The organism is Paraburkholderia sp. CNPSo 3281 (assembly GCF_024206515.1).
GTDB lineage: Bacteria > Pseudomonadota > Gammaproteobacteria > Burkholderiales > Burkholderiaceae > Paraburkholderia > Paraburkholderia nodosa.
Genome location: NZ_JAMBPS010000004.1, coordinates 213,261 through 238,959, shown reverse-complemented (window position 1 = coordinate 238,959; position 25,699 = coordinate 213,261). Strand labels below are relative to the sequence as shown.

23 protein-coding genes and 3 pseudogenes are annotated in these 25,699 nt (G+C 59.0%); 3 read left to right on the top strand and 23 right to left on the bottom strand.

What is annotated here, in order from left to right; translation table 11 throughout:
* Positions 1-19 precede the first annotated feature (19 nt).
* From M3I56_RS06990 to M3I56_RS06965, 5 genes and pseudogenes are all read right to left on the bottom strand, one after another.
* A pseudogene (locus tag M3I56_RS06990) lies at positions 20-406 on the bottom strand (long-chain fatty acid--CoA ligase); the annotation flags it as partial.
* Between the two features lie 277 nt (positions 407-683).
* Positions 684-1,520 (bottom strand): SDR family NAD(P)-dependent oxidoreductase, encoded by an 837-nt coding sequence (locus M3I56_RS06980; RefSeq protein WP_254353135.1) that lies wholly within the window; start codon positions 1,518-1,520, stop codon positions 684-686.
* Between the two features lie 2 nt (positions 1,521-1,522).
* On the bottom strand, positions 1,523-2,803 hold the full coding sequence (locus tag M3I56_RS06975) for an MFS transporter (protein ID WP_309249133.1): 1,281 nt from the start codon (positions 2,801-2,803) through the stop codon (positions 1,523-1,525).
* 74 nt (positions 2,804-2,877) lie between these two features.
* On the bottom strand, positions 2,878-3,933 hold the full coding sequence (locus M3I56_RS06970) for a 3-keto-5-aminohexanoate cleavage protein (protein WP_254353134.1): 1,056 nt from the start codon (positions 3,931-3,933) through the stop codon (positions 2,878-2,880).
* Positions 3,934-3,977: 44 nt separating this feature from the next.
* The gene (locus M3I56_RS06965) at positions 3,978-4,385 is read right to left on the bottom strand and encodes a carboxymuconolactone decarboxylase family protein (RefSeq protein WP_254353133.1); all 408 of its coding nucleotides are present in this window, start codon (positions 4,383-4,385) and stop codon (positions 3,978-3,980) included.
* A gap of 142 nt (positions 4,386-4,527) precedes the next feature.
* On the opposite strand from M3I56_RS06965, the gene M3I56_RS06960 reads away from it, so the two are divergent.
* Positions 4,528-5,559, top strand: coding sequence for an AraC family transcriptional regulator (locus tag M3I56_RS06960; RefSeq protein WP_254353132.1), 1,032 nt, complete (start codon positions 4,528-4,530; stop codon positions 5,557-5,559).
* A 233-nt stretch (positions 5,560-5,792) separates the two neighbouring features.
* Here the strand turns inward: M3I56_RS06960 and M3I56_RS06955 are convergent, their stop codons facing one another.
* Positions 5,793-6,650 (bottom strand): MBL fold metallo-hydrolase, encoded by an 858-nt coding sequence (locus M3I56_RS06955; protein WP_254353131.1) that lies wholly within the window; start codon positions 6,648-6,650, stop codon positions 5,793-5,795.
* Positions 6,651-7,060: 410 nt separating this feature from the next.
* On the opposite strand from M3I56_RS06955, the gene M3I56_RS06950 reads away from it, so the two are divergent.
* The gene (locus tag M3I56_RS06950) at positions 7,061-8,248 is read left to right on the top strand and encodes a TIGR03118 family protein (protein WP_254353130.1); all 1,188 of its coding nucleotides are present in this window, start codon (positions 7,061-7,063) and stop codon (positions 8,246-8,248) included.
* A 314-nt stretch (positions 8,249-8,562) separates the two neighbouring features.
* Here M3I56_RS06950 and M3I56_RS41545 read toward each other — a convergent pair whose 3' ends face one another.
* From M3I56_RS41545 to M3I56_RS06880, 14 genes and pseudogenes are all read right to left on the bottom strand, one after another.
* The gene (locus M3I56_RS41545) at positions 8,563-8,643 is read right to left on the bottom strand and encodes a BBE domain-containing protein (protein ID WP_375541689.1); all 81 of its coding nucleotides are present in this window, start codon (positions 8,641-8,643) and stop codon (positions 8,563-8,565) included.
* On the bottom strand, positions 8,640-8,966 hold the full coding sequence (locus M3I56_RS06940; protein WP_302056685.1) for a Tar ligand binding domain-containing protein: 327 nt from the start codon (positions 8,964-8,966) through the stop codon (positions 8,640-8,642). Before M3I56_RS06940 ends, M3I56_RS41545 begins: the two co-directional genes overlap by 4 nt.
* 71 nt (positions 8,967-9,037) lie before the next feature.
* On the bottom strand, positions 9,038-9,781 hold the full coding sequence (locus tag M3I56_RS06935) for an SDR family NAD(P)-dependent oxidoreductase (protein WP_254353129.1): 744 nt from the start codon (positions 9,779-9,781) through the stop codon (positions 9,038-9,040).
* A gap of 30 nt (positions 9,782-9,811) precedes the next feature.
* Complete coding sequence (locus tag M3I56_RS06930; protein WP_254353128.1) at positions 9,812-10,357, bottom strand: hemerythrin domain-containing protein; 546 nt, start codon at positions 10,355-10,357, stop codon at positions 9,812-9,814.
* 27 nt (positions 10,358-10,384) lie between these two features.
* Complete coding sequence (locus tag M3I56_RS06925) at positions 10,385-10,918, bottom strand: cupin domain-containing protein (protein ID WP_254353127.1); 534 nt, start codon at positions 10,916-10,918, stop codon at positions 10,385-10,387.
* Positions 10,919-10,930: 12 nt separating this feature from the next.
* On the bottom strand, positions 10,931-12,064 hold the full coding sequence (locus tag M3I56_RS06920; RefSeq protein WP_254353126.1) for a zinc-binding dehydrogenase: 1,134 nt from the start codon (positions 12,062-12,064) through the stop codon (positions 10,931-10,933).
* 69 nt (positions 12,065-12,133) lie between these two features.
* Positions 12,134-13,207, bottom strand: a complete 1,074-nt coding sequence (locus tag M3I56_RS06915) for a porin (RefSeq protein ID WP_254353125.1) — start codon at positions 13,205-13,207, stop codon at positions 12,134-12,136.
* A gap of 142 nt (positions 13,208-13,349) precedes the next feature.
* Positions 13,350-14,369 (bottom strand): 4-hydroxy-2-oxovalerate aldolase, encoded by a 1,020-nt coding sequence (dmpG, locus tag M3I56_RS06910; RefSeq protein WP_254353124.1) that lies wholly within the window; start codon positions 14,367-14,369, stop codon positions 13,350-13,352.
* Positions 14,370-14,380: 11 nt separating this feature from the next.
* Positions 14,381-14,590, bottom strand: a pseudogene (locus tag M3I56_RS06905) (acetaldehyde dehydrogenase); the annotation flags it as partial.
* A gap of 72 nt (positions 14,591-14,662) precedes the next feature.
* Entirely contained in the window at positions 14,663-15,991 is a 1,329-nt protein-coding gene (locus M3I56_RS06900; protein ID WP_254353123.1) for a M20 family metallopeptidase, read from the bottom strand.
* A gap of 11 nt (positions 15,992-16,002) precedes the next feature.
* Complete coding sequence (locus M3I56_RS06895; protein ID WP_254353122.1) at positions 16,003-17,028, bottom strand: FAD-binding oxidoreductase; 1,026 nt, start codon at positions 17,026-17,028, stop codon at positions 16,003-16,005.
* A gap of 35 nt (positions 17,029-17,063) precedes the next feature.
* On the bottom strand, positions 17,064-18,470 hold the full coding sequence (locus M3I56_RS06890) for an amidase (RefSeq protein ID WP_254353121.1): 1,407 nt from the start codon (positions 18,468-18,470) through the stop codon (positions 17,064-17,066).
* 168 nt (positions 18,471-18,638) lie between these two features.
* Positions 18,639-20,003, bottom strand: a complete 1,365-nt coding sequence (locus M3I56_RS06885) for a Rieske 2Fe-2S domain-containing protein (RefSeq protein WP_254353120.1) — start codon at positions 20,001-20,003, stop codon at positions 18,639-18,641.
* Positions 20,004-20,426: 423 nt separating this feature from the next.
* A complete protein-coding gene (locus tag M3I56_RS06880; protein WP_254353119.1) occupies positions 20,427-21,434 on the bottom strand; it encodes an AraC family transcriptional regulator in 1,008 nt (335 codons plus the stop codon).
* A gap of 401 nt (positions 21,435-21,835) precedes the next feature.
* Between M3I56_RS06880 and M3I56_RS06875 the strand changes: the two are divergent.
* A pseudogene (locus M3I56_RS06875) lies at positions 21,836-22,018 on the top strand (transposase); the annotation flags it as partial.
* 158 nt (positions 22,019-22,176) lie between these two features.
* Here M3I56_RS06875 and M3I56_RS06870 read toward each other — a convergent pair.
* The 3 genes from M3I56_RS06870 to M3I56_RS06860 form a co-directional block, all read right to left on the bottom strand.
* Positions 22,177-22,482, bottom strand: a complete 306-nt coding sequence (locus M3I56_RS06870; RefSeq protein ID WP_254353118.1) for a DUF4148 domain-containing protein — start codon at positions 22,480-22,482, stop codon at positions 22,177-22,179.
* A gap of 486 nt (positions 22,483-22,968) precedes the next feature.
* Entirely contained in the window at positions 22,969-23,586 is a 618-nt protein-coding gene (locus tag M3I56_RS06865; RefSeq protein ID WP_254353117.1) for a response regulator transcription factor, read from the bottom strand.
* Between the two features lie 28 nt (positions 23,587-23,614).
* A complete protein-coding gene (locus tag M3I56_RS06860) occupies positions 23,615-25,285 on the bottom strand; it encodes an MASE1 domain-containing protein (RefSeq protein WP_254353116.1) in 1,671 nt (556 codons plus the stop codon).
* Between the last annotated feature and the right edge of the window lie 414 nt (positions 25,286-25,699).

Sequence of the window (25,699 nt, the reverse complement as noted above, 5' to 3'; positions counted from 1 at the left end):
GCAACCGTCCGCCCGGAAATCAGACCAGCAGATAGTCGTGGAACGCTTCGCGCAGCTGGTTCTTCAGCACCTTGCCGGTGGCACCCATGCGCAGCGCCTCGACGAACACGACCGCGTCCGGCATCCACCATTTCGCAATCTTTCCTGCGAAAAACGCGAGTAGCTCCTCCGCCGTTACCCGCGCATCGGCGCGCCTTACGACGACAAGCATCAGCCGCTCGTCCCATTTCGGATGCCTCGCCGCAATGCAGGCCGCGCTTGCGATGGCTGGGTGCGCGGCTGCGATGTTCTCGATGTCGATCGAGCTGATCCATTCACCGCCGGAATTGAGCAGATCCTTGCTGCGGTCAGTGATCTGCATGAAGCCGTCCGCATCGATCGTCGCGATATCGCCGGTCGGGAACCAGCAACTGCTTTTGCAGCATCAATCCGTTTCCTCTCGCAGTCCATTTTCTAAAACATCGCAGTCGTGGCGCGGCGTCACACGGCACGCGAATGTGGGTCGGCGGCGTTCGACCGCCGCTGCGATTTCGGCCTTATGCTGGTCGGTCATCTGATCCCATAGGCCAATCTCACGGAGCGTTCTCCTAGCACCCCTGGCAGAACTGACCGTTCGGGTCCATCCGGCAGATATTGATGCACGGGTTGATGACGTGATCGCTTCGGGTCACGTGGCGCTCCGGTCAGATCACCACGCCACCGTTGGGGCTGATCACCTGGCCCACGAGGTAGTGATCGCCAGCCAGGTGGGTCACCGTCGAGGCGTATTCCTCCATCGTGCCCAGGCGTCCGGCGGGTATCAGCTGCCAGAACTGGTTGCACTTTTCCTCGCCTGCGGCCTTGAAGTATTGGGTGAATTCGGGCGTGGCCACGCCGCCTGGCGCCATCGCATTGACGAAGATGTTGGCACCCGCCACCTCGGCCGCAACCGACTTCGTGAAAGCAATTACCGCACCCTTGGTCGCACAATAGTGCGGACTGTGCGCGCTCATTGCCGACATGCCGGCAATCGACGCGATGTTGATGATCCTGCCGTCGCGCTGCGGCTCCATCAGCCTGAGCGCTTCGCGTGTGCAATAGAAGAGGCCGTGCACATTGACATCCCAGTAGCGATGCCACTCTTCATCGCTGATGGTGCCGGTAAAGCCCAGTGACTGCCGCGGCACGGGCGTGGTGATGTAGGCGTAGTGCTGGTTGCGGCGCATCGTATCTAGCGGCGTGTTCGGCACGCGCGCAGCATTGTTGACCAGAATGTGCAACGTGCCGAAGCGTTGGACGATGGCGGCAAACAGCCGGGCAACTTCGCTGCTCGACGAGACATCGCAGCGTAGCGCGAGACACTGCGCGCCGGCTGCTTCCACCGCCGCGCGCGTTGCTTCGAGCGCTGGCATGTCGATGTCGCAGATCGCGACGTCTGCGCCCGTGCGGGCCAGGTCGATGGCAATGGCGCCGCCCATGCCGCGGCCGGCACCCGTAACAAGAGCGATACGCCCAGCCAGATTCTGACGTTGGTTTTGCATTCTCAGGATCTCGCAGGTTGAACATGTTCGGTTGAGGCAACGCGCTGCCTGCCTGAGGCGCGCGCCGCAAGAGCGAACCAGACGGCCGAGCTGATCGCCAGCACATCGTTGACGAACAGGACGCCCGTCAATGGTGCGGTGCTGCCTGCATGCTTCAAATGGTCAGCCAGCATGCCAATGGCCACCGTGCCAATGGCGAGCGCGAATACATTGATCAACAACATCGTGAAGCCAGTCACCGTCGAGCGCATCTTTGCCGGCGTCATGCTGGTTATGGCCGTCAGGGCCGAGCCATAGGCCGCCATCGGCAGAAAGAACCCGGCACACATGCCGATATAGAACAGGGGCGAGCCGGCCGGTACGAATCGATATGCCAGCATCGACGGCGCGCAGACCAGGACGAGCAACGCGATGAAGCTTGCGTGTCCCCCGTGCAGGCGCCTCGCCGCCCGATCCCCCACTGCACCTCCCGCTGCCGCGCCAAGCGTGCCGAATACCAGCTGCAACGCCCCGATCCGTGTGGCAATACCGGCCGCATCCATGCCTCGCTCGTCGACGAGCCAGAGCTGCGTGAAGGAGAAGCTGGCAAAGATCAGGTGCACCAGCACGAAACCGACAATCGTGAAAGCCAGTGCAGGATTACTGCCAACGGTGCGCAACACGGCGAGTGCCTGCTCGACGAATGGTGCGCCGCGCTCATGCGGTGCGACTATGCTTCGGTCTTCCCTGAGCAGCGCCAGCGGCAGCGCAATCGCAATGCCAATCACGCCCAGCGCATGGAACGTGGAGCGCCATCCGAGCGTGGCGCCAAAGCTGCCAGCAAGCAGGAAACTGCAGCCGACACCCAGCGGAATGCCCATGAAGAAGAGCCCCAGTGCCGTGCCACGCCGCCTGCCGGAGAAGAGTTCAGCCAGCAGGGCCACTGCGGCAGGGACCAGCGCCGCCTCTCCGCTGGCAACAAAAAAACGGGCCACCACCATCTGCCCGAAGCTCTGGGCGTGGCCCGACGCCAGGGTGCAAACGCTCCAGATCAGCACACCGGCAGCGATGATCCGGGGGCGGCTGAAACGGTCGGCGAGCGTACCCATGAACATCGCCATCACGCCAAAACTCAGTACCCACACCGCGCCGGCGAGAAACCCGTATTGCGTATGGCTGAGCGCCAGGTCCCGGATGATCTGCGGCGAGAACCCCAGCAGCATGTTGCGGTCGATGTGCGCCAGCAGGTGAATTACCAGCAGGGTCGCCAGGACGGCAGCGGGGCTTTTCTTCCAGAACATCATCTGTCTCCATGCCTGATGGGTTGGACTGCATGCGAGGCGCAGTATGTTGCCGCCCCTGCACCTCGACATGCCGGTCAGGCAACCTTGCGTGCCGGCACGCCGCGCTGCTCGGGTGCCCGGTTCGCCACCATGCCCAGCCTGTCCAGCGTCTCCTCAACAGACTTCCATTGGGTACCGATCTGGTAGATGTCGCGTGCCTCCGCCGCACTGGCGACGTCACGATTGAGTTCGCGCGCAATGCGCACCATCTGCTCGATCTGCCGCACGGAGGTAGCACGTTTGCCGTCCGGGCCGAGCAGCGTGTCCTCGATGCCGACGCGCACATGGAGGCCCAGCGCGATGGCCATCGTGTTCATCGGCACGACATTGCGGCCCAGCGTTTCGATCGTGAGCACGGCACCGTCCGGCGTGCGACGCGCGAACTCCAGCATGTCGGCCGGATGCAGCCCTGCAGCGCCGCCGCCGATGGCCACGTAATTGAGGTTGAGCGGGCCGGTATAGACGCCCTTGCGGATCAGACGCTCGAGCGTTTCGAACTGCGCGAGATTGCCCAGCATGAATTGCGGCTGGATGCCGGCGGCAAACAGCCGCCGGATGTGCTCGACATGCCACGACGGATTGGACGGCGAGATCATGTCGCGGTAAGCCGCCTGCAGCGCGGGGTTCATGAACGAGGTGCCGGCGATGTCGGCCTCGGTCAGCAACTCCATGATGTTCATCTGGCCCGTGTTGATCGCCACGGTCACCTGTTCGGGACGCGGGTCCAGTTCCGCGAGCATGTGGCGCGTGTCGTCGTTCGCCCATTTCGCCATTTCGCCGTCGCTTTCCGGTGCGAACGAGATCGAACCGCCGACCTGCAGGATCATCTTCGGCACCGTTTCGCGCAGAAGGGCGAGCATCTCGTTGAACTTCGACAGACGCTTGCTGCCCTTGCCATCCTCTTCGCGCACGTGCACGTGCAGCACCGTCGCGCCTGCGTTGTAGCAGTCCACGGCCTTCTGCACCTGTTCGTCCATCGTGACCGGGATATCGTCTGAATCACCGGGGATCCATTGCGGCCCGTACGGCGCCACCTGAATGACCAGTTTTTGCTGATTTTCAGGCAGCAGCGAGTCGTCCATGAAATGCATGATGTGTATTCCTTATCAAGAATGGGGTGGGTGTGTTGGTGGCGTCAGGCAGCAGCCTGCGCACCCTCGCTCTTTGCCTGCTCAAACGCGGCCAGCTCCTCCAGCAGGATTGGTGCGCCGAGACTGGACGAATGAATGCCGAGGACACTGACGGCCTGCAGAACCGCTGCGATCTCTTCCTTCGTGGCGCCCAGTTCGAGCGCCTTGCGGATATGGCGGCGCGTGCCCGGCGCATACATGTGCGTGCAGGACGAATCGACTGCGATGGCAATGAACTCGAGCACCTTCGGTTCAAGCACCCCGGACATCATGGTGTGCGCGCCCATCGTCATGAATTTCTCGGCCCAGACGGGATCGAGTTCGGCAATGGCATCCCACGCGGGATTCCAGTCGCCTGTGGCGCGCAGCTGATCGCACACTGTCGTGGCGCTGTGGTTCGTCTCATTGCTCATTGCCTGTATCCTCGGTATTCCTGAAAGAATCGGTAGATTGCCCGGTGCTGTGCCAACGGAGACAAGTATCCGGGTTCGGCAGGAAGACGTTTGACGGATTGGGACAAATAATTTACATTCTGGGACGCTACGGGAAAACGATATGTCCTATCTGCTTCGCAGTGCAGCCCTCACCAATTACGTCGAGGTGGCCCGGTCGCTGGGTCTCGATCCCTATCAGCAGTTGGGCGACGCAGGAATTGAGCGGTCTGTGCTGCTCGACCCCGACATCATGATTCGGGCCGAGGCGGTCGCGCGGCTGCTGGAGACATCGGCCCGGTCCGCAGCGGTCGAGGATCTGGGGCTGCGCATGGCCGAGACCCGCCACATCTCGAACCTCGGCGCGCTCGGATTTGTAATGCGGGAACAGCCAACGCTGCGAAAGGCGCTGGAATCCGCGTCGCACTACCTTCGGCTGCAGAACGAGGCAGTGGTGATGCGTATCGAGGAATCGGAGGGTCTGGCGGTCATCCGCGAGGACATCGTGGGCGGCATACCGGGTTCGATGCGCCAGGCAACGGAGCTGGTACTGGGGGTCCTCTACCGCGTACTGGGCATGGTGCTGGGCGCCGCCTGGAAACCCCGCACCGTCTGCTTCACGCATCATGCTCCGGCCGGCACGACGATTCATACGCGCGTATTTGGCGTGACCGTCGAATTCAACCAGGATTTCGACGGCATTGTGTGTCTCGCGTCCGATCTTGACGCCGCGATCCCTGCCTACGATCCGGTCATGGCGCAGCAGGTGCGCCGCTACCTGGATTCGATGCTGCTGCAGTCCAGCGCGACGATGCCCGACAAGATCAGGAAGCTGATCGTTGCGCTACTGCCTTCAGGCACCTGTTCGGTCGATCGGATTGCGCAGCATCTGGGCATGGATCGCAGGACTGTGCATCGCCATCTCGCACCGTACGGCGAGAGTTATCTGTCGATTGTCGATTCGGTACGGATAGAGATGGTGAAGCGGTATGTTGGTAGTGGCAACAGGCCGCTGTCTGAAGTCGCCTCGCTGGTTGGCTTCTCATCGTTGAGCGCGTTCTCCCGCTGGTTCAGCGGACGCTTTGGTTGCAGCGTTTCGACGTGGCGCCGCGAAGAGGCCCAACGAAGCGCAAGCGCCGATGATAAGTTCGTTTAGCGTTGCAAGCGCATTGGTCTGCGAATGATGGGAGCAGGATGGGCGGTTTGGTCGAGGATGCAACGAGTTTGATCATCGGTGGATTGTCCGTTTCCCGAGCTGAGCCGACGTTCGAACGTGCGCGAGAAAGCGCGGTCGAACGGCCGTAGGTGGCCGAGTTGCCACCTCATTGCAGGGCTGGAATCAGGGAGGATTCGAAGCGCCTCATGCCGGAAGGAGCTATCCCGGCGACTTCAACCATTTCGCATGCGTGCAACTAATGCGACCAAGCGAGCACTCATTTCCTTGGCCGGCAAGTGCGCGAGCCAGCCGTGACCAGGAAGCAGCCATTCGAAACGATACACGGCCAGCTTGCTGAGCGATTCGGTGAGCTCGGTCCATGAGTACCAGCACGCGTCCCTGAATGCGACGAGGTCCTGCTCGCGTGGGCTCCAGGCAAGCGAATCACCCGAGCAGAGAATGCGATCGTCGAGGAGATACACGACGCTACCCCGAGTGTGACCGGGCACGGGGACTGCCTGTACGCCGGCCGCAATGGTTGGCGCCGACACGTCGTCGAGCAGATCCGTTGCATAGGGGGCAGCCGAACTGTCCTCCCGGTGAATCCAGACGCGCGCGCCGAATCGACGCGCGTATTTGTCCGCGTCTGCGACGTCGTCACGATGCGACAAAAGAATGTGTGCGATGCCACCGGCGTCGTCGAACCATTTGACGAGCTCTGCCGCATAGCGCGGTGAGTCGATCAGCAGATTGCCGTCCGCACGCGAGGCAAAATAAGAATGTGCGCCAAACGATGAGCGTGAGTTGAATCCGCAGCGCCACACGCCTGATGTGATCTGCTGTGGAAAGATCGCCGCGTTCGGACGAAGCTGTTTCGTTTCGCTGCGTACCGATGCTGTCGGGCATACGAACACCGCACGCCACGCAGCAAGCTGCTCTTCCGGCGTGCCGGGCTGCCGAACGAAGATACTTTTGTCGTTTCGCTCGACGATCAGCCCGGGCGCGACATGACGCGATGCACCGCAATTGATGCACGCTGTGTCGATATACCACTCTCCAGGCGCGGAGTCGGTATTGCGTGGTGGCTTCATTCGATGCTCGGGTCCTGACAACGCATGGCAACCTCACAGTCCCATCATAGACCTTTCAACCGCCAAGACACGACCGGAGCAACGGGAGGAAGTCGGAGCCACGAGCTTCGTAGCGCGTCACCTCTTGCCTAACCGTCATTGCACGGAATTTGGGCCACTGGCGAAGGCGCCAGATCCATTGCCGTCATTCGAGCCTTCGCGACGGTAACGACGGTTTTCGGACGTGCAACGGCCATTCGCTCGTCTCTGGCTCGCGAAACCATGAATCGAGTCGAAAAGCCGTGCTTGTCCCCTATCGCGTCATGCGACCGGGTGGCTAGCGGAATTTTTTGCGTCGAGCGGGAATATTTGCAGTACAGCGGTCGTTTAGCCTGCGGCGATTTCTCGCCAGTCAGACGTGGAGGGAAGTTATGTCTCAGATCTCGAGGGGTCTCAAAGCGGCGGCGGTGATCGTCCTCGCCGCCGGTTTCACAATCGGACGTGCTGCTGCCGATGAAGCTTACGTCGTCACACCACTTGTATCCAACCTGGCAGGCTCGGCTCCGAAGGTCGACGGGGTACTGCAGAACGCCTGGGGTATTGCCTTTAGTCCGGCAGGAAGTCCATTCTGGATCAACGACAACGCCACAGGCTGCTCCACGCTTTATGACGGCGCGGGCACCAAGGTAGCACTGCAGGTTTCCATCCCGCTTCCAGGCAACGTGATACCGGCCAGCGACTGTCATCCCGTCTTTGCCAGCAGGCCACCGAATCCCGCACCTGCGGCGCCGACCGGCATCGTATGGAATCCTTCGTCGGCATTTCTCGTGCCAGCTACCCAGATCCCGGCCGTATTCATCTTCGCGACCGAAGACGGGACGATTTCCGCTTGGGCCGGTGGGTTGAATCCGGCCAACAACGCCGTGATCGCGGTCGATAACTCGTCCAATCCCACCGCTGGCAACGGGGCCGTCTACAAGGGTCTCGTCTTCGGTGTGAACGCGCGAGGCGCATTCCTGTTTGCGACAAACTTCCGATCGGGCCGGATCGACGTATTCGGGCCGAACGGCACGAATGGTTTGTTTACGCCCGCGATGACGGACGGAGGCTTCGCCGACCCGAACATCCCAGCCGGCTACGCCCCGTTTGGTATTGCGAACATCGATGGTGACCTTTTCGTCACCTATGCGCAGCAGGACGGTCAGAAGCATGACGACGTTGCAGGCCGCGGTCATGGATTCGTCGATGTATTCGATACCGACGGCCACCTGCTGCGCCGCTTTGCGAGCCAGGGACCGCTCGACTCGCCGTGGGGCATTACGCGCGCATCGTTTGCGTTCGGCCGTTTCAGCGGCAAGATCCTCATCGGCAACTTCGGCAATGGCCGAATCAATGTCTTCGACAATGACGGCACGTTCGTCGATCAGTTGGAGAATGAGTTCGGCAATCCACTGGCGATTGACGGCCTGTGGACTCTGACACTCGGAGGCGGGCGCAATTCAAGCCCAGACACGCTGTACTTCTCGGCAGGTCCTAACAAGGAGTCAAATGGACTCTTCGGATTCATTGCTCCAGCAAATGGCTCCCAAACACGAACGTCCGCTCAGAACGGGCAATAGCCCGCAGCATGGCTCCCCGGCCAACTCCTGAAGCGCGACAGCGCTAACCATTGACGACGTTGATTCGAGTCGAGCCGAAGGACCCCACCTCAGCCGGTCGCGGAACTCGTCAGACGCGACCGGCTCTTTAACGGCAAGTCTCGAGACCTCTCCGGACCTTCATCCAGGCGCAACCTCTGCAACTGCCCTGTCGGCATCGCATGACCTCAAAAATGTCAGCCAACCGGTCCGTCGCGATTGACATGTATCGCGTCATGAGCGGCGGCGTCGTTGTCGAAAACGAAAATGTACTCAGGCGGGAGCGATGTTCTGATTCATGTGGAACAATTGTCGGGATCGTACTGGCGTTTGATGGAAGCCAGCCGCGCGTAATTGTTGCCATAGGCCTCCTTCACGCGTTCCTCGCCTTCCTCTCCGAGGTTGTTTGCATAGCTTGATCCCCGATTTTCATATCACTCTTGAAGCTCTGAAGCTTCGCATCGATATACGCTTGCTTTGTATCCAGCGCCGAGGACGCAATGGTGAATCGCAGACGATTCAGCGCTGTGTTCATTAAATCGATACGCTGAATGGGAACCAGTCTCGCTTCGTAGACTTCGTGTAGCGAATCGTTGACTCTACTTATGCACCAGAGCCCCATCAGGCCCCCCGCTAGCAGCAGCACACTCAATGCAGTCATGACGGCGATCAGTCGCGCCTTGATCGTGAGGCTCTTCAAAGTTCAATTCCCCGATTAATACAATTGACGCAAGCGTATTTTCGCCGTCTTCAAAGTCCGGTCCTGCGACGTCAGATCGTCATGCCGCCGTCAACGCTCAGGGTCGTCCCCGTCACGTATCGAGATTGATCCGACAGTAGCCATATCACAGCACTCGCCACCTCATCGGGCTGACCGATTCGATGCATCGGAATCATTGCATCCAGCAGATGGACGTCACCACTCGTACTGCGCATGTAATTCGGCGTCTCGGTGGCTCCCGGACACACAGCATTCACGCGAATGTTCCGAACCGCGTATTCCTTGGCGACTGCACGGGTCAGCCCCACCACCGCGTGTTTGGCCGCCACGTAGTGGGCAATGCCGTCCATACCGCGCAATCCAAAGATCGAGGCGTTATTGACGATGGCGCCCCCGCCCGAACGCAGCATCGCGTCGACCTGATACTTGACACCGTAATACACGCCCTTGAAGTTCAGATCGATCACCCATTCCGCTTCATCGATTGGCGTTTCGTGAATGGGTTTGAAGTCCCCGTGGCCGCCGGCGTTGTTGAATGCGAAATCGAGACGACTGAACGTTTTTTCCACGAATTCAACGAGCGCCTGATTGTCTTCTCGCTTCGAAACGTCCGCCTGGAAGATTGCCGCCCGACCGCCCAGGGCTTCGATTTCTTTCTGGACGGAAACCAGCTTGTCTTCGTCACGACCGGCCAGAACGACCGTGGCCCCTTCCGTGGCGAGTGCCAGCGCAGCGGCCCGACCCATTCCAGAACCGCCGCCGGTCACCAGACCAACCTTCCCTTTCATCAACATCTTTGTCTCCCTTTTTTTTGTCACAGCGAGTTACACGGCCTCTGCCTGCGATTCGTCAGGCACCCGATCTTCGTGCACCAGATTGCGCCGCAATACCACGGCCTGACCGCCATGCGTTTTACCGTTGATCCACGCAGACAAGGACGAGTCCATATAGTCCGCGTGACCCGGAAACCAATCCATCAGCGATTGTGCAAGTCTATGCACGGCGCCCAACCCAATCTGACCGATAGCTGCCAGTTGATGCACGTGAAACACTGAACCAAGCACTTCGTCGTGTTGATCTCGATGGCACCTGGAATAAACCTCGGGAAAAGCCGTTTTGTCCATCCACGCGTGTTCAAGATCGAAGTGGGCTATCAAATGTTTTTCCACTGCATCGAGAGCAGCCAAAGCGGTGTGCGCCGTACTATTGCGCAATGCAGTGACAACCCGAACAAACTCACGATGTTCATCATCCATAGGGCCATGTCCGAGTAGCAGAGCATCGTTCCATTCGAGCTTTTCGACGCTGTTGGTCTTTCGCTGTGCATGGTGTGCATGATGGTCATTGCGATTGGTCTGTTGAGCGTTCATTTTTCATTCCCCCACTTCGGTTCCAGGTTAGGCCTTCCGTTCGGCTCCAATCAGAATCGAAGCCATCACGGCAGGTGCATTGCTTGTGTTACGCCATGCGTGCCGTGTGCCGTTCTGAACCACGATATCGCCGGTTTTCAGAACACGCGTTTCCCCGTCATCGAGTTCCAGACAGAGTTCGCCGCTAAGGACGATGTCGTAGTCAACCGAGTCGGTGATATGAAAGCCCGAGCCATCGGGTTCGAAGCATTCAGCCAGACCCGGCAGGATGGCTGCATACTCGGCGCCGGCGGCAGCGCCGTCGAACGAAGGATCCGCCATCACCGCATCAGGCGGGAACTGCACGATCATCAGACGCGTGCCATTCAGCGCCGGCATCACCGTGGCTGCGCTGGTAACGGGGTCCCCAGCCGAATGCGGGAGTATGGTTTCGGGACTCGTTGCCCAAATCTGCGTGGTCCTGAAACCGGGAACGGCTGCGAAAGCATGGCCCGGTTCTTCGGAATCGCTCAAGATTACGGACTTGCCATTGTTTTGGCCGGTCACAACGCGACGTACCATTTCGTATCTCTCCTAGTCCTGAATAACCACGACGTTGACGAAGCCCGTGACGCGCTTTGCCGCGTCTTCCAGCGCTTCATTTGCTTGATCGAGCGTGTAGGTGTGGTTCTTGAACGACGACACATCGAGCGTACCTGCCTCGATCATCGCAACCAGATCCTGGCCTTCGCCAACCGTGAACCAGAGCGAGCCGATCACCGACAGCGCCGAGCACATCATTTCGTGCATGTTTACCGGCACTTCGTTGATCTGGGCGCCGATTTCCACGAACTTGCCGCCGCGACGCAGAGCACCGAATGCGTCTTTGGTGACTTGCATGTTCGGGCCCGGAGCGATAGCGTCCACCACCGAATCGACACCCACGCCGTCCGTCTGCTCTTTGGCCCATGCAGCCAGGTCCGACGATCTGTTGGCGACCGAGTACGTCAGGATACGAGCCGGGTCGATTGCCTTGACCTGCGCCAGCGTTTGCTCGTTGCGAGCCACGACCAGGATCTTCGTCGCGCCCATGGCACGTGCGATCAGCGTGGCGCACAGGCCCAGCGTGCCCGTTCCGCCGATGATCATCACCGACTTGCCGGCCGCGACTTGTGCTTTGCGCAGACCCGAATAGGCCGTGCCGAGATAGCCCATACGCGCACCGATTTCGAACGAAACCTTCTCGCCGAGCTTCACCAGACCGTCAGCAGGCGCCGTAGCGTATTCGCTGAGGCCACCGTACGGGTACTCTTCATACAGGAACTGCGACTTCGGTCCGAAACCGAAGTAGCCCTGGAATGCGTAGGCTTCGCAGTTGATGGGCTCGCCCACGCGGCAGGCGTGGCACGAACCGCACGAACGGCCCGGATTGATGTATACGCGGTCGCCGACCTTGAGGCCCTTCACTGCGGGACCGACTTCAGCCACCACACCCGCCGCGTCCAGACCGTAGACGGCGGGCAGTGCCGCATGCGCCAGATACGGTTTTTCCGAACGGTAGTTGGTGATCACATTGCCCAGATTCGGAACGATGCCAGAAGCCTTGAGCTTGATCACGACGTCGGTCGGCCGCTTGAGCGTCGGATACGGAATCGTATCAATGCTGAACGTGCCCGACGTGTTGTCGTGGAGGCGCGCAGCGCGCATGTATCGGCCTTCGTTGCTCATTCGTGCGTCTCCTTAAAATGCTCCTGACGCACAGTGCGCCAGGAACCGTCACTACGTGTCCGCTCTGGATCAGAAAGAATGAATCAGGCCGAGGCTGAATGCCGTTTGGCGGCCACCCGAAGCCGGACCCGCAGCCATCAGGATCCATGCCGGACCACCCGACGATTGCTGGAATGCCAGCGTGGAATACAGGCTCGTGCGCTTCGACAGCAGATAGATCAGCGAAAGCGTTTCCTGATTCACGTGCTGCTCGTTCAGCACGTCGTTGCCCTTTTGGTACTGATACGAGAAGTGCGCGTGCAGCGGAGTGGACAGTTCATACGTCAAATCGGCTTCGTAGACGTCGATGCGTGCACTATTTTCCGTGTTCTCCGTATTCGTATACAGCGCAGCGAATTCAGCAGCGCCCAGGATGTACGAAGCACCAACGCCGAAGTTACGAATACCGTCATTACCGTCGTTCAACGACGGATACTTGATATACGTGTATGCGCCATTCAGCGAAAAACCACCATTGCGGTAGTTCACACCGAAGCTCTGTGCCGAGTTTGAACCGAAGTTGCCTGCGACGCCGCCGAAGCTGTACAGACCACCGAAGGAGAGGCCGTTGTACGTCGGGCTCGTGTACTTGATGGCGTTCGGGATCGCCGAACCCAGGAGACGGTCGAAGTCGAATGAGCCGTTGCCGGGACCGCCGCGCGGGCTATCGAGGCCCTGGAACGAGCTTTGGCGCAAGTTCATTGCGTTGACAACGGGGAATGCGGGACCCCAGCGCTCTGCAACCAGCGAATCGAACATAAAGTCGATTTGATTACCGGCGGTCAGCGTACCCCACTTTTCGTCCTTAAGACCAACGTATGCCGTATGGCCGAACAGACCGTTGATCATCGCGCCGTTGTTCATGTTGAACTGGCCTTCCAGCTTGAAGATCGCCTTGGTGCCGCCACCAAGATCTTCACTACCCACGAAACCGAACAGATCAGGTGCTTGAGTATCCGGGTCGATGGACACCAATTTCTTGCCACCGACGTTCGACGTGTACATGACACCCGAGTCTATAAGGCCGTAGATCTGAACGGATTGTGCGTTGGCGTTGACTGCCACTACCGACCCGATCAGTAGTGCAAATTGTTTGATCTTCACTTCTGGCTTCTCCTCACCTGTCAGCACCCACCTGATTTACGGGCACCGTGTTTAGCGCTGTGTCCTTGGGGACCGCGATTTATGACTCCCCTCTGCAATCGAGGGAGTCACCTCCGTGCGTGACGGCTAACCGTCACCAATTTTATTTTTGAGCTTTGAGCAGATCCAACGCCACGTCAACGATCATGTCTTCCTGGCCACCGACCATACGGCGCTTGCCCAGTTCGACCAGAATGTCCACGGTGTTCAGACCGTACTTCCTGGCCGCGACTTCTGAGTGACGCAGGAACGACGAATACACGCCTGCGTAGCCAAGGGCGAGCGTTTCACGGTCCACACGAACGGGGCGATCCTGGAGCGGGCGCACGATGTCATCGGCCGCATCCATCAACGTCATCAGATCCGTGCCGTGATTCCAGCCCATGCGTTCTGCCGCGGCAACGAATACCTCCAACGGCGCATTGCCGGCGCCGGCGCCCATACCGGCGAGCGATGCGTCGATACGATCACACCCTTCTTCCACGGCAACGACAGAGTTTGCAACACCCAGCGACAGGTTGTGGTGGGCATGCATGCCCGTCTGCGTTGCGGGATCGAGGACCGCCTTCAAAGCACGGAAGCGATCACGGACGTCTTGCATCGACAGCGCACCGCCGGAGTCCACGACATAGATCGTGGTGGCGCCGTAGCTTTCCATAAGCTTCGCCTGCCCAGCCAGTGCTTCCGGCGTGGTCATGTGGCTCATCATCAAAAAGCCCACGGTATCCATGCCGAGTTCACGTCCGTATTCGATATGCTGCTTCGATACGTCGGCTTCCGTGCAGTGGGTAGCAACACGGACCACGCGCGCACCCGCCTGGTAGGCAGCCTTCAGATCGTGAATCGTGCCGATGCCGGGCAGCAGCAGGGTCGCGATCTTCGAATGCGTCACCACGTCAGCAACCGCCTCGATCCACTCCAGGTCCGAGTGTGCGCCGAAGCCGTAGTTGAAGCTCGAACCCTGCAGACCGTCACCGTGCGCGACTTCGATAGAATCGACGTTCGCCTTATCCAGCGCGCGTGCGATGTCCTGCACGTTCTGGATCGAATACTGATGGCGAATCGCGTGCGAGCCGTCGCGTAGCGTAACGTCCGAGATGTAGAGTTTCTTGCCCTGAGTCATTTGCAGTCCCCTTATGCGCCGATCATGGATTGAGCCATGCGCTCTGCGGTACGCATGCCGGCGCTGGTCATGATGTCGAGGTTGCCTGCATAAGCGGGCAGGTAGTGTGCGGCCCCTTCCACTTCGAGGAAGATCGAGGTCTTCAGACCGCTCAACTTGCCGAGTCCGGGAATGTTCAGGTTCTGAACTTCATCGAACTGGACCTTCTGCTTCAGACGATACTTGACAGCTTTAGAAGGCTTGCTCATGTCTGTCTCCTTGCTTTCTGGTTATGAAGCTACAACCACAGAAACTTAAAGGCCAAGCTCGCTTCGGTCGCGGGTAAGCGTGTCGATCACCGCGTACAGGATTTTTTCGGCGCAGGGCATCAGGTCGGGAACGTAGGTGGCGCCCATGCCGCCCAGTCCCTCGGCAACAGGCACTGGCGCGCCCTGAGCCGGCCACGGCCAACCGATGCGAGCAGTCGGCACACCGTAACGACGCAATGCCGCACCGTCCGTTTGACCGGCCAGCATGTCAGGTACGCCATGCGGACGGCCCTCGATGTGCTCCCAACCTCGCCTGGCCGACTGAATAATCCAGTTTTCTGGGTCAGTGGTGCCGCCCGGGACCGAGCCGTACATCTCCCAGTCCATCGTGATTTCCCGATGACGAGTCTTCACGTCCTCGATGAAGTTCGCGAACTGTGCCTTGACATCAGCGGGGCTCGTCCGGGGATTCACACGAACGTCGAAGAAAATCTCTGTGACTGCGGACGGGAATGCAGGTCTTTCGATCTGACCGCCACGAACGCCGGCAATCCAGCCATGGGGCTCGATAACGCCCGACGTATTGCGTTTCGTGTATTCAGGAAGCCATGCTTGCAGCTCCTGAATCACCGTGGCAGCGGGAACCACCGACGAACGGAAACCCGGCACGTCGTGCGGGATACCCGCATAGCCCATCGTGCCCTTGACTGTGATCTTGAACCACGCCATACCCGGCTCTTCGTGGTAAACCCAGTTCCACGGCTTCATGATGATTGCGAAATCGGGGTACATGCCACGATTCAGCAGATTGATGACGCCATTCGACATGCCCGAATGACGCTCCTTGATGTCAACGGGCATACCGCCATCGGCCATACCGACAAGCAGATTGCCATTCAGCGGAACACCCGTTTCCAGCACTGCCGTTGCCACTTCAACGTGCGTGGCAATCATGCCCTTCGGATTCGAAGCGCCGAGGCCGAATACCCAGTCTTCGATCTGCCTGGCGTGCGGCTGCAAATCGGCTTCTTGACCGGGGCCGGAAAGAATCTCTTCTTCCTTGGTGCGATCCAGGTGCGTGTCAATAGGCGCATAAAGCAGCAACGACGCGCCGCCACCGGTGCCCCGGTGCTCACCCATAACCGATCGGCTGATGGCCGAGTTGTCGTACGTTTTCGTTTGCAGCCCGATCATCTCCATGTGCTGCTGCATATAGTCAGCAGCATCACGCGTCGAACCCGTAGGGCTGTGAATGTCCGTCAGCTCGAACAGCAGCTTTTGAAGACGCTTCGAACTCAGGTTGGCCTTAGCCCTTTCGTACCATTCGGTTTGCTGAGCCGAAAACGGGATTTGCTTCGTAGGATTGAATTCCATGTGCCCATTCCTCAATTCGATGCAACAAACTGCTCTGCGAAAATCAAGTCCGGCTTCATGCCCAACTCGATCAGACGCCTGGTTGCCGCGTCGATCATCGGCTGCGGGCCGCACAGATAAGCCACCGTGTTCGGATCCGTCACATCCCCTTCCTTGAGGGCCGAGACCGGTGACCCTTCGTGCATGTCTTCCGTAGCGTTGCGATCCACGCAGATGCGGGTCTTCAACGTCGGCAACCAGTGCTGACGCAGTTCCATGTCATCCAGCGCAAACAGCGCCTCAGGGACCGCGCAACCAAACGAGAGCAGCATCGGCGGCTTCTTGCCCGAGGCCTGCCTGAGGCCATCGATCATCGACAGGATCGGAGCCAGACCCGTCCCACCGGCAACGAAGATGTGCGGCGCGCGACGATGCTCTTCGCGCAGGAAGAACGCGCCATAGGGGCCCTTCATCGTCAGAACCTGGTCCACTTGCGCCTCGTTTTCGAGGAACGTGGACATCGCCCCATTGGGCAGCAGCCGGACCAGAAATTCCATCTTCGGCAGCGTCAGCGAGGTAGACGACGGGCTGTAGCTGCGGAGAACACCCAAACCCGGGACCGTGATCTGCATGAACTGCCCGGGCCTGAATTCGAGCCAGTTGCCTTCGGCCAGCTCGACAGTCAGACGCATGACATTGGGCGCGATACGCTCCACGGAGTCGATGAAGACCTTCACCTCCTGGGCGACCGACGAGCCGACTTCCGAACCGTATGCGACGTTGATTGAACAATCCGATTCAGCCTTCGTCACGCAGAGCAGCCGGTTTCCTTCTGCGTATTCCGAAGCCAGGAGCGTCGAACTGGCGCCAGGGATAGTCACGGCCTCACCTTCCGCGAGCTGGCACGTGCAGGACGCGCAGGCCCCGGCCTTGCACTGATACAGCACAGGCACTTCTGCCTTGATTGCGGCTTCGAGAATGTTTTCACCCGACCCGGCGGCAAATGTACGGCTCACGCCGTCTGCGAAGTTAATGGTTACCTGATGAGCTTGGGTCATGACTTAATCCGCAAAATAAACACTTTCAATATCAATCAAGCCAACCCAGGCGGGACCTGACGATGCCAATCACTGTGGCGCTGCAATACCATGCCGACCATACACAGCAGGTCATCTTGATACTTGCGGCCAACCAGTTGCCCACCGATGGGCAATCCTTGCTCGGTAAATCCAATGGGTACCGACAATGCGGGGTGTCCCGAGGCGTTGAACGGCGACGTGAACTGAATCAGACGCCGGTTAGCCTCAGGATCCGAAGCCAAACCCGCCAACTGTTCATACGTCGGTGCCGCATAGGGCTGCACCGGAGCCAATACGACATCCACTTCTGTGAATACCGCGTCCATCTCGCGGGTAAACTGCTGAGCATCACGAATGATTCGCTCGTAGTCCACAGCCTTGAATTCGCGTCCCTGATCAATCAAACGGGCCAGTGCGGGACCGTATTCAGCGGCCTTGTCGGGATACGTCGCTCCATGAGCAACAGCTGTTTGAACCCCGCAGTGATGCTCCCAGTTGGAACTGGTCGCCCGCGTATCCGGAACCTTGATGCTCTTGATTTCGCCGCCCGCCTCAGCAAGGATGACCTTGACCTGCTGAATCGCGCGCTGAATCACGGGATCGACGCCATCCGAAATCCACGATTCGTCCACGCCGATTCGCAATCCCTTGAAGCCTTTCAGGAAATTGTCGAATCGTTGCTCGTCGATGGTAGCGAGCAGGCGTTGCGTATCGTGACCACCAATGATTGCGAGAAGGAGCAGCACATCACGGGCCGAGCGAGCCATGGGGCCCACGTGATCCAGCGATGCGGCCAGTTCCATCGTGCCCTTACGGCTGATCGTGCCGTAAGTCGTTTTCAATCCAGTCAGATTGTTAGCTGCACTGGGGAAACGCACCGAGCCACCCGTATCCGAACCGAGCGTGCCATAGCACAGACGAGCCGCCGTAGCGACACCGCAACCCGAGGAACTCGCACCACACCAATGCGCGGCACCCCATGGATTAACAGGATCAGGGATCGTCGGATGGTGGATGGCAAATGCGCCCTCCGTCATTTGGAGTTTGCCCAGCATCACCGACCCTGCATCTTGCAGGCGTTGCACGACCGTCGCGTTTTCCGTGGGTACGCGCTGGGCATGGATCGGCATACCACCGGCAGTCACTATGCCCTTGGTATCGAACAAATCTTTAACTGCGAGCGGAATACCGTGCAGGGGGCTCCTTACGTCCCCGGATCGAATCTCCTGCTCTGCTTGCTCTGCCTGCTTCAACGCCAGCTCAGGAGTGACACGAGCATAGCTATGCAAATTCGCGTCCAGTGCTTCCACGCGGGCCAGAATCGCCGTGGTGACTTCTACCGGACTGATCTTGCCACTGCGAATCTGCAACGACAGGTCGTAGATTTCGAAATTAGTCAGGTCGCGTGGAAGGCTGCTCATGACGGATACGGATGATAAGTTTAGTTATGTCAAGGCCTGATGGCACACAGAAACGAGAATGGAGACCGAGAGGAATACGAACCGATCTCCTTCCTCGTAGACGGGCATCAGGGTGCTATAAGGTGTCAAGGAGAACTGATAGGCACCCTGACGAGTGCCGACCAATCCTTAGAACCAGACTTGTTCTACAAAGTACGCCGGGCGCTTGCCATCAGCGAGTTCCTTGAAGCGCGTGCTATGAGTCTTCACTGCACCGTAGACGCCCTTGCCAGGCTTCGCGATGCCACGGTTGTGGCGCGAAGCGAGCTTGCGCCACGTGACCGGTGAGATGTCGGTCGACACCAGTTGCTCGTCATCCCAGCCCGTGCCGTCCGCGTAGAAGTGCTGCATACCTTCGCGGGCGTAGAGGTCGCAGTCGTTGAAGCCGTGCAGGCACAGCTCCTTGTACACGCGGTCAAAGCGGTACTTGAACTTCTTGCGATCTTCTTCGGTCGGGCAGATGCGGACCAGCACTTCCCAGTACTCGTGCAGATCGTCCGTGATCGGAACGTACCACTCGTATTGAACGACGTGCTCTTCCGGCCAGTTTTCGACCATGAGGACGCCCGGAAGGACCACCGACGTGCGATAGAAGCGACCGTTCAGGTTGTCGATCTTGAGGCCCAGTTGCTTGTTTTCCAGCACCGGCTGCCACTTGTCCGTGAACAGCCATTGCATCATGCCCTTCGGACCATTTTCGTCTTCAACGACCTGAATGCAGTCGTCCGAGACCGGCAGAATGCCCAGCGGGAGCACCCAGTCGTTCACGTGAACGATGGAGTTGTCCTTGTGAACCAGGATGTGCGCGTTGTCGAAGCCGTTTTCGCACGCGATACGCCAGTTGCCGAAGCCCGTGCGGTGCATGCCGTGAGCGACTGCGTTTTCGTCCAGGATCGATGGCGTGTCCGGCCACAGCGGGTGCGGGAAGCGCTCGTTGTTTTCCGGGAAACGGAACGGCAGGTCATCCGACAGCGGGGGAACGTCTTCGAGCGGGAAGTCGTCTTCACGAACGAATACGAAGATCATGCCCGCGACTTCCTGAACCGGGTACGTCGTGATACCGGTCGTGCCGATCAGCTTGTCGTCCGGATTAGCAACGATGGTCGAGAGCTTGCCGTCGTCCAGATTGAACGTGAAGCCGTGGTACCAGCACGTGATCGTTTCCTTGCTGAAGCACATCGGCTTCTCGGAGAGACGAATGCCACGGTGGACGCACTGGTCCTTGACTGCGTAGACCTTGCCATCGACGCGTCGCAGCACGATGGGCACGCCGGCGATCATGATGCCCTTAATGCCCGTCTGGAGTTCTTCTTCGTTCTCGGTCGTGGTTTCCACCAGTTCCTTGCTGAACATCGCCGGATACCAGTGGTTGATGAAGCCCCAAGCTGCGTCCTTGTAGGGCTGGTATTGCGATTGCGACTTTGCATCGTTGTAGCGCGAATCGCTGATCGAATGCTGCGCTACGCGACGGCGAACAACAGTTTGGTCCGACATCTGTATGTCTCCTCGGAGGGGGTTAGCCCTTGTAAAGGGGGTAATTTTTTGCGCACCAGGTATGGCAGTGACCGCAAAACAAATCGTATTTCCCGACCGCGCAGTCGACACTCCAATGACTACGAGCCCTATCCCATCTGTGCATTCAATATGCGTTTCGAGGGTTTATCCCTACAAACGAAAACGGGGCTCCTGAGAGCCCCGTTCGGGTTGGCGCTTGACTTGATCAACTATTTCATTCGTAGTACTTTGAGTTTGGAGCGTGGCGTAATTGTCCGCAAGGGCAAGCCCTTCGCATCATCGGAAGCATTTGGCGAGGCGGCGCGCAATTTCCGGATTCTTGCCGCACGTGGTGGAGATCTTCAGTTGACGCTCAGCCGGGGGCGTCAGGTGCGAGTTCGTGACACTCACCCGTTAGCCCGCTTAACGAGTTAGTGTTTCGCTAGGGGTCTCGCCAAACCAACGTTTGTAATAAGTGGTGAAGTGCCCTAGATGGGCAAAACCCCACTGATACGCTACCGCTGTCACCGTTGTATTTTTTGGGTCAGAGTTCAACAACTGCTCGCGCACCCGATTGAGCCTGATGCTCTTCAGCAGGTGCATGGGTGATGTATTCCGGTACTTTCTGAAGCCTGTGTATAGCGAACTGGTGCTGACCCCAACGTGCTCCGCAATGGTCCCCACCGTAATAGGCTCGTGCGCCCGCTCCTCGATGAAAAGCTCGGCTTTCCTGATAAACGCCGGAGTCACGGAGCGTGACCGATCTTCGTTGAGTGCCAGACTATGATTGCTTGCTTGACTGATGAGCAGCAGTGAGCCAATCATCTGTTCGATTTGCGCTGCCAACAGCGGCGATGACGAAGGCGTACCGCCCAGGTAGTCGAAGAGCCACTGCATGGTGGAAGCCCACCGTCTGCCGGCTGCGGAATCGAGCGGCATCGCAGTTTCGAATTCCACCCGGGTATGCGCTTCCTTGCCGAGATGCTGTCCACACAGGCGCTCCACCAAACCGCGATCAATACGGAGAATCAGCTTTTCGGTGCCCGTCGCATGAACGATTTCATGTTGTTGTCCGGCATTAAGAATCGAACCTACCGTAGGCGATGAACTGACGGACTGGTTGCCATTGGTGATGTGCTCACCGCCACTGAGTGGCACCTGTACTAAATAGAAATCATCAAATGTAGTCGGTCGAATCCTGAGTTCGCCGCCGTAGCTCATTCGTCCAATGCCGATTGATCCGTACTTTCGATACATTAGACGCGCATCGAGTTTGCCGCGCACATCAATATTTCGAAGTTCGTTCTCGCAGAATGTACGCGTCCCCCAATCTCTGGCCTGCTCTATATCCCGGGTCCGAAATAGCTCGGCCTCATTTGAGGGACTGGAGTCATCGTCAGCCTCAGAATGAAACTCCTCTTTCTGTTTCATTGATTAATAACTCGGAAGATATTCAGCTATTTGGGATCGGGATCGGATTTTAAATAATTATACATTCCTTAAAACAACTCACCCATACGTGTCTCCCCTACAACGCGAACTGGCCCTGATCAATCGCGGAGGTCGAATTCAGCTGTTGCCGATGATTTCCTCGGGCGCGCATTCGATGCGGGGTCGGAGTTCAATAAACGCACAAGGAACCCCACCCCACCGTCTCCGTCTATTTTTGACTGCTCTCTTGAATGCTTTGATCGCGCTCAAGATCGTTGCTCGCAGACTATGCCAACCCCACTTGGTGAACTATCCAATTCGTGCACGGACTATCCCGATACTGCAAGAACCGTAGCCCCGACTGGGTCAACGCTGAACAGGAAGGTAAGCTTGGCGGAGCGGGCACGAACGAAAACACGAATGGATTGCTGAGGCAGTACTTCCCGAAAGGTACCGATCTCTCCGTCTACTCACAGGGCAGGCTTAATGCCGTGGCAAGGCGGCTCAATGAGCGCCCCCGAAAAACACTAAACTTCGATACATCGGCTGAGCGATTTCATCAAACCGTTGCATCGATCGGTTGAATCCGCAGCCGCCCTCCGCCGATCCCCACCTTCCCCCCAAACTCCGCAAAGCAATCAAAAAGCCCCTCTCCATTCGGAAGAGGGGCTTTCGCGTAACGTGTGATGCGTTAGTGCGACGTGCTGCGAGACCACGCAAGACAGTCCGTCAACGCAATGCCTTACTGGCCGAAGTAAACCGGCTTCAAACCGGTAATAGCCGTGGGTGCGCCAGATGCTGACGATCCGCTGACCATCCCGCCGTAACTGCTCCCGCCGTTCTGCGCGGTCACGCGCGCTTCGGCAGCCTGGATATCGGCGGGATAGCTTGCATTGTCGCCGTCCCCGACATGATAGCCAGCCTGTTCGAGCTGGACGAGCTCGGCGCGAACTTGTTCAGTCGTCACGGCGCCGTTCGTCTGCGCGAACGAGAGAACCGGAGCAGCCGCGATAGTCAGGACAACGACAGTTTGAGCAAGGTATTTCATGATGAGTTACCTCCAACGATTGCCACGTACGGTTCGACAAGTCTTCCTGTATGCAACCGGCGTCAACGGCCCATCGATGCAGTGAAGCAGGGTGCGTTCAAGCGAGCTGGCCGCACATCCGACTGACCTCGGCGCCAGGGGAGCCGCCCAGTCACGCGAGCGCGAGCGGCGCCATAACTAGCCGTTTCACTTCGCTGATTTCCTCCTGTAACGAACGAAATCCTGCTCAAAGCGAACCTCTTTGCGTCGAGCACGACTGTGTTGAACATATGCAAACGATTCCGCGCTTGAGGGCAGCTACAGCGAGCATCGAGCAGGCTCGCATCGCCATGCGCTTGCCCGTCGCACGGGTCCGGCAGAGGCACTGGCGGCAGAGCGCTCAGTGTTGGCCAGTTACGACTGTATGCGCCGACCCCATGTGCATGAACCAGGCGCCCGTCCTAAAAGAGGCTAGGGGATTGCCTTATTCAGTGGGCAGACTCAGCCCTATTGGCTCTCGATCCACTGAATTGCGAACCGCGTCAGCTCCTTGCCGCTACGGATGTTCAGCTTTTCCTTGATATTGGCCTGGTGCGCTTCGATGGTCTTCACGCTCCGGTTCAGCTTCTCTGCGATATCGCGGCTGCTGAAGCCGAGCCCGATCAGGTGCAGAACTTCGAATTCCCTTTCCGAAAGGTTCGCAATTTGGCCCTCGGGCTTTTTGTGTGGGACGGCAAGCGCCCGCGCGAGCTTTTCATGCATGGCGGCGCTCATGTAGATGTTGCCTGCCAGCACTTCGCGGATGGCACTCACGACATGCTCCGTGGCCTCGAGTTTCATCAGATACCCGTTTGCCCCGGACCGCAGTGCGCGTTCGGCAAACAAGCTTTCGTCATGCATGCTGAGGACAAGGATCGCGAGATCCGGATAACGGTGCCGCAGCGTCTTGACCAGCTCGAGGCCGGAGTCCGTCTGCAGACTAATGTCCACAATGGCCATGTCGGGCAGGCATTCCATCGCCGCGAGCGCTTCTTCGGCGCTGCCCGCCGCACCGCAGACGTGCAGATCCTCTTGCAGATTGAGCAAGAGCGTCATTCCGTCCCGGATGATGGGGTGGTCATCCACGATAAGGATTTGAGTCGCACGGCCTGGGCTAGCGCAATTCCTCTGCATGGCCAGTACCCTCCGGTAGCGGATAGCTAATGGCGACGGTGGTGCCGCCCAAGCCGTTGCGGGTCACGGTGCAGGAGCCGCCCAGAAGGCTTGCCCGGTGACGCAGGTTGTGCAGTCCAAGACCCGCGGCACGCTCCATTTCTTCCGGGCCGATGCCTACCCCGTCGTCACTGATCGAAAGCGTCTGGAGACCGCCCGCCCGCTCGAGGTCGATCCAGATGCGGTGGCCATGACAATATTTCAGCGCGTTGTTGACGGCTTCCTGTGCTGCCCGGTACAGGTTGATCTGCAGCAGCGGGTCCAGCAAGTCCACATCCGGCGCGATCCGCAGCTTGCAATCTACGCCGTTGAGCGCGCCAGCCGTCTCCGCCAGCGCATGCAATGCGTCCGCAAGTCCGCCATATTCCATCGCGACCGGATCCAGGCCATGGGCAATCCTGCGGGTCATCAAGGACGCCTGCTTCACCAGGCCCACGACGATAGCGGCGTCGGCGGCGGCCGGGTGACCCTGCGTCTGCAGTTTCTGATTCAAGGCGGCGCAGTACAGGCCGAGACTGGTCAGGTGTTGCCCGAGCCCGTCGTGCAGTTCCTGGCCGATGAGTTTCTGTTGCTGATCGCCGATCTGGATCAGTTCCCCTTCCAGCAGACGGCGTCGCCCCATCTCCTCTTTTAGCTCGTTGTTCGCCTTCTCCAGGTCTTCGGTGCGCTCCTCGACGCGTCGCTCCAGTTCGATGCGGGCCGCCTGCAGCAGGTCATGGGCGCCCCGTTCCTGAGCGCGTGCCGCCGCCAGCAACAGTCCCGTTACCGCCGCGACGTTCGCGAAGGCACACCACCTCACGAGGCTGTCCACAGGAGAATCGGCAGCAAAGGGCCCCGTGCCGTGGGTAGTGCCCCAGATGGCCACGACTGAGACCATCAGCGTCACGATGCTGGCGCCCAGGCGATCGAAGCGCAGGGCCGCCCAGATAATGAATGGAAAGACCGCCAGAGCGGCAGGATAGTAGCCGTGCCCGGCAAGTTGCGGGGCACCGAAAATAAGGTAGCTGACCCAAAAGGTCGCCGCAATGAGTCCGCACGCTTCCATGATCCGCTGTGCGGATCGGAGAGGGTTCGAATACGTGAGGAAGCTGAACAGGGCCGGCGCCACGACGAGGACCCCCATCATGTCGCCGAGCCACCATTTCAGAAAGGCTGCGGCATACCCGGCGACCGGCACGAGTCCCCCTCCCAGCAGAGCGGTCGTGCCGACCAGCGCACTGACTGCAGTACTCATCACCGCAGCGAGAGCGATGAAGGCCAACACATCGTTGATGCGCTCCAGGGTGATCTGGAATCGTGTCGCGCGGTTCAGCAATAGCGCTGCCATCAACGGTCCAGCCATCGAGCCGATGCCTATCGCCGCGGCGACGGCTGCAGGCACGCCTCCCGACACGTTGGCGAGAAAGGAACCAACGACAATACCCGGGGCGACTCCGACGCCCAGAGCGAGCAGCGCAACGAGAGCGATGCCACTTGAGGGCCATACAAGAGAGATTGCGCCGCCCACTACCGCATAGGAAAGGCCTAGCTTTGCACCTGCGAAATACGCCAATGCAACCATTCCGGTGTGCAGGAAGAGGCTGAATCTGGAAGTGTCCCGAATGGCAGCCATTTTCGCTTCCAATCCAGAAGCCGGGGTGCGAATACGCTACGTGCTCCCTGTGGGTGAACGCGGAGGGAGCCCCGTCAGTCAGTGAGTCACTCGGCGCTTGTTCCCGACCTGACCTCATGATTGTGGGGGCACGCACCGCGTTAATCAAACACTACACAGCGCTCTTTGTGCGTGAATTACTTCACGTTACGGCTGCACTCCGATGACGGTCGCCAACGCCGCAACCGTCGAATCGCTTACGTCCTCATGTCGAAGCGCCTTTCAACAACGTCAGGTTCTCCGCTCGTTGGTGCGGGCATGACGACCGTCACGCGAGCCTGGCTTCGCCGTCGCGTCAACGTTGCGCGAATGGAGTCACCTGAACGGCGCTTGTCAGATCGATCTGGATCCCCAAAAAAGCGCCGGGCTAAAAAG